This window comes from Prevotella lacticifex (genome assembly GCF_019973375.1).
GTDB lineage: Bacteria > Bacteroidota > Bacteroidia > Bacteroidales > Bacteroidaceae > Prevotella > Prevotella lacticifex.
This window is the reverse complement of record NZ_BPTV01000001.1, coordinates 1,691,309-1,703,027: the sequence shown is the minus strand read 5'-3', so window position 1 is coordinate 1,703,027 and position 11,719 is coordinate 1,691,309. Positions and strand designations below refer to the sequence as shown.

Annotated in this window: 7 protein-coding genes; 1 reads left to right on the top strand and 6 read right to left on the bottom strand. The window is 50.6% G+C overall.

Annotation, left to right across the window (positions count from 1 at the left end):
• Positions 1-78 precede the first annotated feature (78 nt).
• The gene (locus LDN30_RS06665) at positions 79-1,773 is read right to left on the bottom strand and encodes a putative transporter (RefSeq protein WP_223929066.1); all 1,695 of its coding nucleotides are present in this window, start codon (positions 1,771-1,773) and stop codon (positions 79-81) included.
• Positions 1,774-1,875: 102 nt separating this feature from the next.
• Between LDN30_RS06665 and LDN30_RS06660 the strand changes: the two genes are divergently transcribed.
• Entirely contained in the window at positions 1,876-2,421 is a 546-nt protein-coding gene (locus LDN30_RS06660) for an Rpo12/RPC10 RNA polymerase subunit family protein (RefSeq protein ID WP_223929065.1), read from the top strand.
• Between the two features lie 340 nt (positions 2,422-2,761).
• Here LDN30_RS06660 and LDN30_RS06655 read toward each other — a convergent pair whose 3' ends face one another.
• The 5 genes from LDN30_RS06655 to LDN30_RS06635 all read right to left on the bottom strand — a co-directional run bounded on the left by LDN30_RS06655 (position 2,762) and on the right by LDN30_RS06635 (position 11,712).
• On the bottom strand, positions 2,762-5,473 hold the full coding sequence (locus LDN30_RS06655) for a 3'-5' exonuclease (RefSeq protein WP_223929064.1): 2,712 nt from the start codon (positions 5,471-5,473) through the stop codon (positions 2,762-2,764).
• 301 nt (positions 5,474-5,774) lie between these two features.
• Positions 5,775-7,910, bottom strand: coding sequence for a YgiQ family radical SAM protein (locus LDN30_RS06650; protein ID WP_223929063.1), 2,136 nt, complete (start codon positions 7,908-7,910; stop codon positions 5,775-5,777).
• On the bottom strand, positions 7,910-8,257 hold the full coding sequence (locus tag LDN30_RS06645; RefSeq protein WP_223925971.1) for a DUF8442 family protein: 348 nt from the start codon (positions 8,255-8,257) through the stop codon (positions 7,910-7,912). The genes LDN30_RS06650 and LDN30_RS06645 overlap by 1 nt, the downstream gene beginning before the upstream one ends.
• A gap of 21 nt (positions 8,258-8,278) precedes the next feature.
• Complete coding sequence (locus LDN30_RS06640) at positions 8,279-11,161, bottom strand: golvesin C-terminal-like domain-containing protein (protein ID WP_223929062.1); 2,883 nt, start codon at positions 11,159-11,161, stop codon at positions 8,279-8,281.
• Complete coding sequence (locus LDN30_RS06635) at positions 11,158-11,712, bottom strand: 1-acyl-sn-glycerol-3-phosphate acyltransferase (protein ID WP_223929061.1); 555 nt, start codon at positions 11,710-11,712, stop codon at positions 11,158-11,160. The genes LDN30_RS06640 and LDN30_RS06635 overlap by 4 nt, the downstream gene beginning before the upstream one ends.
• Positions 11,713-11,719 lie beyond the last annotated feature (7 nt).

Sequence of the window (11,719 nt, the reverse complement as noted above, 5' to 3'; positions counted from 1 at the left end):
TGTTTAGTATTTTAGTTAAAAGAAAATATCCTCACCAGTCGCCATCCTTGACGGAGACAGATGAGGATTATACTTGTGTTAGGTCCCACAGAAGAACAATATTATCAGTTGGGCCGTAAAGATTCGTAAGAACATGCTCAGCGGGTAGACAGTAGAATATCCGATGGCAGAAGCCTCACCGTTGCATACGGAGTTGGCGTAAGCCAGTGCAGGAGGGTCAGTGTAAGTACCTGAAATCATTCCCATGATGGTGAAGTAGTTGAAGTTATACTTCTTGCGGGCGAACGGAGCTACAATCAATATCGGGATGATAGTGATGAGGAATCCCGTTCCCACATATTTCAGTCCGTCGCCGGACACTACAGTTTCCCAGAACCCGTCACCGGCTTTGATTCCCACCGATGCGAGGAAGAGTACCAATCCGAATTCTCTCAGCATCATGTTAGCTGATGTTGTCATATAAGTGTTTAATCCAATTCGATATCCCCATCTTCCAATGATGATGGCGATGATCAGCGGTCCGCCGGCAAGTCCAAGTTTCAATGGCACCGGCATTCCCGGGATAGCAAATGGCAGGCTTCCGAAGATGATACCCACAATGATGCCAATGAATATTGTGGCAATATTTGGCATATTGAGTTTGCGCTCCTGGTTACCCATAAGCTCAGCCACGCGGTTTACATTTTCCTCCGGTCCCACAACAGTAATGCGGTCGCCAACGTGGAAGTGGTGACTTCGGCTGGCAAAGAGGTCCATGCCCTGACGCGTGATTCGGGTTACGTTGACACCGTAAAGACTTGAGAAGTGAATCTTTCCGAGACTCTTACCGTTCATTGCAGTGTTGGTGACGAGAATCTTGCGGCTTACCATTGGCTGCGACTTCTCATCCTCAACCCAGTTGGCATCGATAGTTGGACCGATGAAAGCCTGAATAGCCTCGGCATCGCTCTCTGCGCAAGCTATAAGCACCTCGTCGCCCATCTCAAATTTAGTGTCCCGCTTCGGGAGGCTCAGCTGTCCGTCGTGCAATATACGTGTGCAGACGATATCGCGGTTGAGGAACCCCGAAATCTGCTGCAGTGTGCGCCCTGCGATATACGCATTGGCAACTTTCAGATACATCATATGCGGTTTCTCGTGCGGGTCGGCAGCCTCCATCTCTTGGATTTTCTCGTTCTCCTCATCGAAATCGACATGGCATAAGAACTTTACAGCAAGCGATGCTCCGATGATTCCGAGCACACCCAAGGGGTAAGCACATGCATAAGCCGATGCAAGGTTGAAGTTGACACCCTTCGGGAAGACGCTCTGCAGAGCCTCCTGAGCAGCTCCAAGTCCAGGTGTGTTCGTTACGGCACCATAGAGCGTACCGACCATCATTGGTAGATTTTTCGGGTCGGAGGTGTTGAAAAACAAGTAGTAACATCCGAACATCACGAGAATGTTCAATAAGATAGCAGCACATGCCATCAAGTTCAGTTTGATACCTCCGCGTCCGAAACTCTCAACGAAACCCGGTCCCACCTGCAGACCGATCATGAAGACGAACAGTATAAGTCCGAAATCCTGAAGGAAGTTCATTGTTGCGACAGGGGCCGTGAAACCGATGTGTCCAGCAAGAATTCCCACGAAGAGTACGAACGTTACACCTAAGGAAATACCACCGATTTTAATTTTGCCAAGAAGTATGCCGATAGCAATGACGAGCGAATAGAGCAATGCTATGTGGGCAACAGAATCTTGAGCCGTGAATAAGTCAATTAGCCAGTTCATTTGAATTTAAATTTTCGTAGTGCAAAGGTAATAATTTTATTCATATCTCTTGCAATGTTGGTCATTTTTTTATACTTTTGCAATCATAAAATAGAAGAATCAATGAAATACAGCGTCAAGTGCAGCCACTGTGGCAAGGCTTTCGTTGCCGAAACAGACGAATATGGTGTGTTCAAATATCGTTGTCCTTATTGCAAGGGCATCGTTACTTGTCGATTGAGCAAGCCCGACAATCTCACTGTCGAGGCCAGCAGCGTCATACCGGTTAGGGACGACCAGCTGTCGCTACCCTACTATTCGTCGATGCCCTTTGTGGATTCGAGGGTCATCCATCCGTCGGTAGAGGCCATTAAGAGTGCCGGACGGACTGTGGAGAACGTAGGAAAGAAGTCGAAAACCACACTGACAAAGGTTCTCGACCATATAGAAGTGTTCTTCGGTTGGTCGGGCTCGCGCATCTCGCGGTTCCGCAAGGAGTATGATGATGCCGATCTGTGGCTGTTCTTCGGTTTCAGCATTCTGTTTATTCTGTTCGTTTTCTTCGGTCTTTACATTTTGGCCGGCTTAACGAAGATTCTTGCAGCGAGCCACAGCGCAGCCTTCAAGTACTGGTTGGAATTCAGAAATTGGTTTGGAAACATATTCTGATATTCTCCCCCTTTAATCTTGATTCTTACATTAATAAAATGTATTGAAAATCCAAGATAACACGAACGGAGACTCTGAATTATCTTTACAGCATTATAATACATACCATTTCAGCTTGCAAAACGGTCCATTTCGCGAGCTGAAATGGACCGTTTTGCAAGCTGAAATGGACCGTTTTGCAACGCCAAATGGCATGTTCTTGTAAGTCGTTGGTTTTCAGTACATAACGAGATTGGTGTTGAGCGGAATGTGGTTTGAATTAATTTTACATCCCGTTGTTTGATTCTGCACTTCCCGTCATTTGCTTCTACCCATCATCCAAGATAACGGCGGATTGTCATTATCTGTTGGTGAAGTAGCGCATTATGGTGCTCATGAACGGTGTTATCTCACGTTTATGCACCCTATTATATTTGTCGACCGACTCAGTTGCGTAGAGAATGTAAAGTCTTTTCTGAGCCCGAGAGATTGCAACGTAGAACTTTCGTGCATCTTCATCATCCTGTTTCTTCGTTGAGTTGACGTAACTCGGGTACCGGCCATCGGCAGCGTCGAAGACGATAACGTTGTCAAATTCGAGTCCTTTGGCCTTATGAACCGTCGTGACGTAGATATTCTCCACGATACTCTTAGAGTTGCAGAAGTCGGCTTCTTTCAGGGTGTCGAGGTCAATGGAGTATCGCGACAGTTGGTCTATGAGCGGACTGTGGCGGAACTCATCCTCAACGACATCATTAGTGACGTAAGTGAGGAACAAGTCGAACTTGGTTATTGGCTGGATATATTCCTCGTCGACAAAAGATTTGTAAGCTTCTTTCAGCTCTTCTACTATCGGAGGCTCTGTACTCGTTGGCAAGTTGTAGAGCTTATCGTATGTCCGCTTGAATATTTCAGAATAGTTGCGCCGGAATTTATCGGTCAACGGAATCACTTTCGGGTGGTTGATGAAAGCTGTCTGAGCCTCAGCTATTTCCTTTGCACACTGATAGCTGAAAGCGAGGAGGCTCACCGTAGCCGCAGTATCGTCGATGGCCTGATGCGAGTTCTTTCCTTCGAGTCCGTAGACGGCGAGCAACGATTCCAACCGATAGCTCGTCAGATTCGGCTTTAGGAGACGCATCAGCTTTAGGGTATCGAACACTCGCAACGTCCTTTCGCTAAGGCTCTTGCCGCAATATCGCTTCATGTTATTGTCGAGGATATTGTAATCATAATTGACATTGTGGCCCACGATAGTGCAGTCGCCAACGAAGTCGAGGAACATCTTTATGGCCTCAGCGTGCGAGACCAGGCCGCCGTTAGCCTCCTTCTCCTTATAGAGGGCATACATTGGATTAACCTTGTCGCCGAGTTTTTCTGGAATGGTCTTGTCGGTTCTGACGTATAAGTCTAATGGCTCTCCAATCTGTTGACCCTTCCGCGTGCGGATAGCCGATATTTCTATGATATCATCGCTGAAGACATCAAGTCCCGTGGTCTCGGTATCGAATACTACAATGTCCTTGGATTCGTAATCACGGATGAACTCCATAACGTAAGTGCTTCTGTCATAGAGCAGAAAGTCGGTGGGAACAATAGATAGTTGTCTTAGTTTCCGAAGGAATCTGCGGGCCAAGGAGTTCGTCTGAAACACTTTCAACCCTTTTAAAATCCGCGCCCAACTGATGAAATTATTCTCATTGCTGACAACATTGACGTGCGCGAGAATCAGTTTCATCTCGTTGGTCGAGAAGAGGTCCTTTCCCGACACTTTGAAGTGCTTCAGTCCCTCGGCAGCCAATTCCTCACTGATTTTGTCGGCATCGCGATTCGAGTTGACGATGACGGCCGTTCGCTCCCGCGGATTGTTGTCGACGAACGATTTCGACAGTTCCGCCACCTTTACGATTTCCTTGTCGACGGTTGTCGTCGAAACGATGCACAAGTCATCTGGAGCCGCTTTCACTATGCGGTCGCTTGTGGGCAGAAAGTCGCGGTTTATTTTCAGGGTCTTCTCGGCATAATCGTTGAATACATCGAGGAGATAGCTCGGTGAGCGGTGGTTCTTTGTCAGATGATGGATATTCCCTTTACAGCGCATACGCAGTTCCATCAGCGTCTCCATCTTTGCTCCCATGAACGAGAATATGGCCTGCTGCTCGTCGCCAAGGTACATGACGGTGAAGTTGTCGTCGGCAGTAATCAAGTCGACTATTGCTAACTGCATCTCGTTAAGGTCCTGAACCTCATCGACTTGTATCCAGTGGTAGTAGCTCAGCTTTCTCTCGCTCTCGGGTTTTGCCTTATCCGCTTTGTAAACGTCGTAAGTCTTGAGCAGTAGGTCCTCGAAGTCGAGCATGTTGTTCTCCGTCTTGTACTTTTCATACATGCTTGCGTAATACATTTTCAATGCTACGTTGCGCACGAATTTCCGCGTGTCGGGGTTTAACCGTGGTGCGTTGGCATCGTCAATGTAGTTGTAAGCATGCTTATAGATTTCGAGCATCGACTGAGTGTTGAACTCATAGTTCTGCAATTCGCATATCTTCTTCAGTCCCTGTCGGTTTTCCTCTGTCAGCGCCTCAGGATGCAGCAGCACCTTCAGCGGGTGGTTGTGCTCAAGCTGGTACATGAGATGCTGGAAGAAGATTATCTCCTTGTAGACCCGAAAACGGCGCCAGTCGCCCATAACCGTCTCGTCGTCCTCATGCAAATAGTCGGCAATGATGCTCACCGCCTCCTCATCATCGATTATTGACGAGTCGGCACTGATCATCTCCGACTCAAAGAGGAATTTGGAACAGTAGCGATGGACGTTTCCAACCTGCAGTTCGTCGACCGACGGATCATTGATTCGTAGTCTTATCCGGTTCAGCATCTCCCTTGATGCACGGTTGGTGAACGTCATGCAAATCATGTCGTCGTAGCCGACACCATGGTTATGGGCATAGCAAATGCGCTCAGCGAGAGTGTGAGTCTTGCCACATCCCGGAGGGGCAAGCACGAGATGGTATCCCCCACGTACCGTTACGACCTTGTACTGGCTTTCGTCCAACAGGCCCTTATTCATCATTCTGTCCCCTTCGGGATATGTATTCTCTACTTCTGAGTGCATCGTTTGATGGATTAAATTTCACGGAGAATGTCGCGAGGGGGTGTCAGCATTCTCATATTTTTAATTACAGACACTTCCTAATGTCCTTCTTCTGTTCCGGAATCGGGTGGATTGCTCTTCCTCTGGGATTCGGCCATACGCGCAAAATGATGCGCAACTACCCGCAGATGATTACAACAAAATGCCGTAAAAACAGCAAAAACCGCCACAAACGGAACGGAAAGGGGCGAAGGCTTGTCTCAGCCCCACCCCATTCCGTCTATCGCTTGTTGCGGTTCCGTTGTCTTCCGCCATTCGACTGACCTCGACGGCCCTCATTGGCGGTGGCGTTTGAGGAGTTAAACTTATTGAATTTTGCTCCTTCGCTATGATATTTTCTGTCCTTATTGTTGCTGCGGCCCCTTCCGCTGCGCCAAGGCTGGTCCGGGGTACTGCCTATGGCTTTATCGTCGTAACGCACGTTCGGGTGACGTCCGGCCGTCGGTTTGCGGTCCTTGGCATTATGATGCGCGTTTGCGTTGGCCGACGGATGATAGTTGTTCTTTCCACCATAGAGTTTCTCTATGAGGTCAGGACGGCCAATGCGTCTGAGCTCATGCTCGATATTTCGGCGTTCCTCGGGTTTATACCAGAAGAAGAATTGCCGTTGGGCGAGCTTCTCCTGCGGAGTTTTGGCCGAGAATACGGGCTCGAGAGTATAAGGGTCGTAACCCGTATACCAGGCCTCGGTAGAAACGGTCATCGGCGTTGGCGTGAAGTCCTGCACCTGCTCAAGATGGAAGTCGAGGTCCTTTGTTATCACCGCTAATTCAGCCATGTCCACCTCGTGGCACCCTGGATGAGAAGATATGAAGTAAGGAATTATCTGCTCTTTCAGTCCCTCCTCACGGTTTATTCGGTCGAAGACGCGTTTAAACTCATAGAATTGCGAGAACGACGGCTTTCGCATCAGTTTCAGCACGCGGTCGGAGGTATGCTCCGGTGCCACTTTCAGTCGTCCGCTGACATGCTTGACGATGAGCTCGCGTGTGTAATCCTCTGCTGCCTTGTTACTTGCCTCGTCGTTGCCACGATGGAGGAGCAGGTCATATCTTATTCCGCTGCCGATGAAACTCTTCTTCACCTCCGGCAGAGCGTCGACGGCATGGTAGATGTCGAGCAGCTTGCTGTGGTCGGTGATAAGATTGGGGCAGACAGCCGGATTGATGCACGACGGGCGCTTGCACTTCTCGCAGGCCTTGAGGTTCCGTCCGTGCATTCCGTACATATTGGCTGATGGTCCGCCGAGATCTGAGATATATCCCTTGAAGTCGGGCATGTGGATAATCTGCTCCACTTCGCGAAGGATACTCTTCTTCGATCTGCAAACCACAAACTTCCCCTGATGGGCCGAGATGGTACAGAACGCGCATCCACCGAAGCATCCGCGATGCAGCGTCACGGAGAATTTTATCATCTCGTAGGCCGGTATCGTCTTGCCGCGGTATTTAGGATGCGGCAGTCGGGTGTAGGGAAGATCGTAGGCCGCGTCGAGTTCCTCGGTTGTCATTGGCGGGTAAGGAGGATTAACCACAACATACTCACCGTCAACGGCTTGGAGGATGCGCTGGGCATGCATCTTGTTGGATTCTTCCTCGATATGTCGGAAGTTTTCGGCCTCAAACTTTTTGTTCTCCAAGCACTCCTCATGGCTGTGGAGAACGATGTCGGCATCGGTAATTCCACCGGGGATATCCTCTTCCTTACTCAGATAAGCCGTCTGCGGAATATCCCTTAGTTGAATTATCTTCTTCCCTTCGGCCAAAGCCTCGCAAACAGCTACCGTATTCTTCTCGCCCATACCGTAGAGAATCATGTCGGCACCGCTGTCGCAGAGGATGCTCTTCCTGACCCTGTCCTGCCAATAGTCATAATGTGTCAATCGCCGCATCGAAGCTTCGATACCGCCCAATATTACTGGGACATCGGGAAAGAGCTGTTTCAGGATTTGGGTGTAGACAATCGAGGGATAATCCGGCCGCATGTCGTGGCGAGAGTCTGGGCTGTACGCATCGTCGTGTCTCTTTCGGCGGTTGGCAGTGTAGCGGTTAACCATCGAGTCCATAGCCCCCGGCGATACGGCGAAGCACAGCCTCGGCTTCCCCAGCTTCTTGAAGTCACGGTAGTCGCCGTGCCAGTCGGGTTGCGGGACTATGGCCACCTTGAATCCTTTCGATTCCAGCACACGGCCAATCACCGCGGCTCCGAAAGCCGGGTGGTCGACATAAGCGTCGCCGCTGAAGAGGATGACATCGAGCTGATCCCATCCGCGTAACTCCACCTCCTTCTTCGTTGTAGGGAGGAAGTCGGTGAGCAAGTATCCCCGTGTTCTGTTGTCGCTGTTGCCGTTTGCCATCAATCAGTCACCTCGTTAGGATCAGGGTTGTCGTCGGCAGGAGCATCGTTGCCGTTAGTCTTCAGCCATTCGCCATACAGACTTACAAGATTCTGGAGTCCAATGGCTTTCATATTCTGGTTGTAGATGACATCGAGACATAAGTCGAGCAAGTCGTTGTCCTTGACATTTGCCGACTCCAGGAGACCTCTGACATTGAGTTTCAACTTGTCGAGAACCTCCTCGTTTATTATTCCATTTGAATCGATGAGACCATCGAGAAGAGAGTATTTCCGGATGGTTTTCAGATGTTTCTCACTGATTTCTATGCTTCTTGTTCCTGAAGCGTTGGCTGTAATCTTTGTCATAGTATAATGATTTTTTTGATGTTATTTCAGTATGAATGCCATTATCCCGCGCAGAATAGCGCTTTTCGTTTTCGCGTCTTTGATGCACTCTATCGGGAATCCCATTGTAAAGGCCTTATAGTCAGAGCCGTCGTAGGCCACGGCCGCACTGGTGCCGTCGGCATACTTCATGGCGCAGTAGCCTCCGTCGGCAGCGTTGAGAACGTCGGCCGACACCGCAGCATAATGGCTCTCGTTCACTATCCGCCACACATTCATTGTCTGGCCCATCCCTGTGACTGTTGGATTAACCTGGTCGCGGTTCTGTCCGTTGTAGCTGACTTTGAGGACCCTGCCGAGGAATGCCGTCTCCTGGTCAGATGTCATGTCGCTGCCTATATAAGCACCGCTGACGAATATCCGGCCATGATTCCGAACATAGTCCTCGATCTTCCTCTGTAGCGTCGTGTTGAACGATTTATAATGAACCAGCGAGTGGCTGTCGTCCTCCTCCAGTCCGTTGATGAGGTCGACGGCATCGTAGTCGCTGAGTCGCACCGTTCCGTTCTCGACGGCATCAGCCGAACAACTGACGATATTGTAGCGCCCCGTTGTTGCCAGTGCCTGAGCGTGTTCCGTCGGGTAGTCGAAAGTATTGCCCATAATGAAGATTCCTACGAGCTCGTCACCGCCATAGCCGAGGGCTGCGCTGCCCTCCTTTCCCATCATCGTTCGGTCGTAATTGGTTTGGAATCCGTTCCATCCCGCATACTTGCCATAGGGCACACCGGGATCGGCGTTGAAGTCGAAACCCTGCTCCAGGTCGTTGTCGATGATTGCCGGTGACGAAAGTCTGTGGAAGTTGTTGACTATGAGGATGTTTTTCCGCGCCGACTTGTTGTAACATGCCGCGAGCTCCTCCGTAGGGAAACTCTCGCCACCATCGTTGGCGGCCGTAACGCGGAAACGGTATAAGCTGCCTGGCTCCATGTCGAGAGTGAAATTCGTAGCGTTGACCTTTGTGCCATTATCGAAGTCGCCATTGTTGATGGCCGTATAAACAATGTAGCAGCTTGGCTTTGCTGTTGGCTCCGTAGGATCATTGACCGGTTGCCACCGAAGTTGGATGCGGCCCTTCGATACTAACGAAAGACTGAAATGGTCGGGAGCCAACGGCTGAATGGTGTACGGCGTGGAGTGCAGCCGTGAGACGAATTTTACGATCTGCTTGTAGGCTGCTCGCGCCAGTGTGAACTTGAAGTTCGGGTCCTGTCCAAACTTCATGTCGTTGAAATTCTGATGCGAGAGAACTTCGAGGATAGCTGATGGCACCTCCGGTCTGCGGCATTCGTTGTAATTCTTGTCCCACACACCGCGCACCGTCCATGAAGTGTTAAATCGTGCACTGACATCGCTTTTTATCTGATCTATAAGTCCTTGGGCGAAGGTCTTAGAAACACTCCTCGACAGTCCAGAATTCAGACTCTTGTCGCCCTTGTAGTCTGTAGTGCAGATACTTAGCGTTCCTGTCAGCGATGCGTCCTTGGCATAGCCTGCATCGCTGTGTACGGCCAATGAGAGCTCTATAGGTACTTTCAGTCCCTCGTTGCTTGGCACGTAGACGCTTCCTCCGGCCAGCCAGTTGGTCATCAGCGACCGGCAGTTGATGTCGTCGTTGTAGTCGTTCTGCCCCTGATAGACACTGACGACCTCACGCGGTGCACCATACCATTGGGCGCTGTACCGTGCTCCTTCGAGGCATCGGGGCATTCCGCTTACCTCACCGCCCCTCTCGATATTTCCCATTCCACCGCCGAAGCGCACGGCATCGGTAGTGACGAAGCCTTTAGAGGAGCTGTGGTTGGACACTACAACCCTGTTGAACTCGGAGCTGCCCTTATCGAAATTAAATGTGCCGAGGTAGACCCATGTGCCGCCGCCCATCGTCTGATTGACGTGGAACGTCGTTGCCTGCCCCTTATGGTATACGGTGTATTCGGCATCGTCGACGCTCTTCTTCACCGTATTGTAGCTTACGTAGACGGCATACTGCCCCGACTCGGTGAAGTAAGGCTGATAGCTCGCCATCGTCACGCGTTTTCCCTTTGTCGTCTTCACCTTCCGCGCCGTGCCCTTGGTGAAGGGATTCTCGCCGTCGGCATAGGTACCCTCATGAAACGCAAAACCGGCTGCGGCCGTGGCCGACCACTTCTTGGCCCCATACTCCACATATCCCCTGTGGCTGCCGTCGTTGTCGACGATGACCTCATTCTTCTGCCAGTCGCGCTCGCGTGGCGAGAACACCACGGCACCGGCATTCTCAAGCATCGGGATGAGATAAGGTGTCACTATTGTCTGGGTGTATAAGTCCTCAGTCGTTCCGAAGAGATTCGGGCGCTGCCACTTCCATTGCCCCTTCGACGAGTCGTAATATCGGCCGTGGCTCGACCATATTGATATGTGACGGTCGTAGAGACCCTTGCTCGCCGTCAGCTGCCTCGACACGTTCTGCACCCATGGCTGTCCCTTGTAGTCGGTTGAGCCCCAAGAGGTTGTCACTGGCTTGACCGACCGCGATTCGCTTGCAATGTCCTGGAGGGTCCTGCCGTCCGAGATTACAACAATATCATATTTCCTGTATTCAGCCGGAAGTCCCTTGCGCAGCAGCTTATATAGTTTGTTTACCGTACGTGAGTCTATCTTCTCCTTCGAGACCGAATCGTCGAGTCTGACGGTCAGCGATTCCATGTCGGCATTAGTCTCATACGACATCAGCTTCGGTACCGACACACCGCTGCCCGTCGGCCATTCGATCTTCTTGATGGCCGTCTCCACAGCCGTCCCTATTCTGCTGTCACGGCTTTGGGCTGAAAGTCCGAGGGCTGCGGCACAGAAGAGAAAGAGTATAGTTGTACGTTTGTTCATAGTTTCCCAATAGTGAATTTTTCGGGGTGCTTGCCTTTGAAATCCTTAAAATACAGTTTTACGTCACGTATGTTTTTCTCGTCGTCGCCCTCCGGAGTCATCGCCATGGTGCATCGTATGAGCTTCTTCTCGTAGTCGACACCATACAGCAATATCGGGATTCCGGCTTTCTTGGCGATATAGTAGAACCCTAATTTCCAGTCGGGATTCAGCGAGCGGGTGCCCTCCGGTGTTATGCAGAGGGCAAATCTCCTTGCGCTGCGGGCCTCGTCGGCCAAGCGGTCAGTGAGACTCGTGTGCTTGCTCCTCCACACCGGGATGCCGCCCATCCGACGGAAGATACCGCCCAAGGGCCAAAAGAACCACTCCTTCTTCATGAGGAAGTTGATCTTCATGCCTTCGGAGCATGCGTAGAGCTGGCCGATGAGGAAGTCCCAGTTGCTCGTGTGAGGAGCAAGACAGATAATGAACTTGTCGGGGCGGACCACGGTGACATCCTTTGTCCACCCCATACATTTATATAAGAGCCATCCACAAAATTTCTGCAACATAGATGTA